The following is a 1,070-nucleotide window of genomic DNA, read 5'->3' on the forward strand; positions in this document are numbered from 1 at the left end:
CGATGGAGCACTTCTTGCACGCGCTGGTCCGGGTCCGCACCGAGCACTACGCCGTCAAGACGGCGCTGGTGCTCCCCCAGGCCTGCGTCCTGACCGAACTGCCCGACGCCGCCCTGTGGTTCGGCGTGCCGGGCATGTACGGCGGCTTCGGCATCCACCTGGAGGAGGCCGGGACGGCGCCCCGCCTGAGGGTGACGAGTCACTGCCGGATGGTCGGCTACTCCGGCCGGACCCACCACATCACGCCGGACGGCTGCGTGCTGGTCGAGTCCGGCTGGTAGCCGGGGCCGGGGTCCGTCGTGTCGATCGCGCGAGCCGGACGAGGGGCGCGGCGGGGGTGCGGGGCGCCGTGTCCTGGGGCGGGCGCCGTGAGCGGTCGGCCGGGCGTGTGCGGCGGCCAGGACGCGGGCCGGCGGGCCGGTCGGCCGCGGGCGGCCTGCCAGGGGGCGGAGCGCTCGGGCCCCCGGGAACGCGCGGCCGCTGAGCCCGGCCATGGCGTGCCGCGCCCGCGACCGCCAACCGGGCGAGGTGGAGGACGTAGCGGCATGGTGGGCGGGCTCGGGGCGCGGTGCGGTCGGAGACTGGTGGGCCCGGATACTGGCAGGAGTGAGCATGGACGAGCGCAGCCGCCCGAGTGCCGAGGGGACCGCGGCCGCCGGTGCGGGGCGGGGGGCCGGTGATCGGCCCGGGGTGCTGGGCATCGCGCTCGCCGCCGTCCTGGCGTTCGCGCTCGCGTCGGGCTCGTGGCAGTGGTTCTCCACGTATCTGGGTTTGACGCTGCTCGCGGTGATCTTCTCCCTCGCCGGGGTGCCGGTTCGCACGCCCGGCGCGGGGTCCGGTTATGTGCGGAACCTGACGGCCTACTCGCTGGTCGTGGGCCTGTGCGCGGCCATCGCCGTGGCCCCCGCGATGCAGCGCTGGGCCTGGCTGTTCCCGATGCCGGGTACCCGCAGCGCGTGCGCCCACCTGGGCGACTACGCGGCGCTCCGCGCGCAGGCCGCACTGGGGGACCTCGCGGGCCGTGGCGGCGCCGCGCTGGCGTACGCGCAGAGCGACCAGAGCCGGCACGC

At 76.7% G+C, this 1,070-nt stretch carries 1 protein-coding gene and 1 pseudogene; both read left to right on the top strand.

Going from position 1 to position 1,070, the window contains the following annotated elements:
- Nucleotides 1-281 (top strand): annotated as a pseudogene (locus tag ACFQ87_RS45780) (hypothetical protein); the annotation flags it as partial.
- 331 nt (nucleotides 282-612) lie between these two features.
- A partial coding sequence (locus ACFQ87_RS45785) for a hypothetical protein (RefSeq protein ID WP_380616977.1) occupies nucleotides 613-1,070 on the top strand: 458 nt, incomplete at its 3' end.

The organism is Kitasatospora sp. NPDC056531 (genome assembly GCF_042794375.1).
Taxonomy (GTDB): Bacteria; Actinomycetota; Actinomycetes; order Streptomycetales; family Streptomycetaceae; genus Kitasatospora.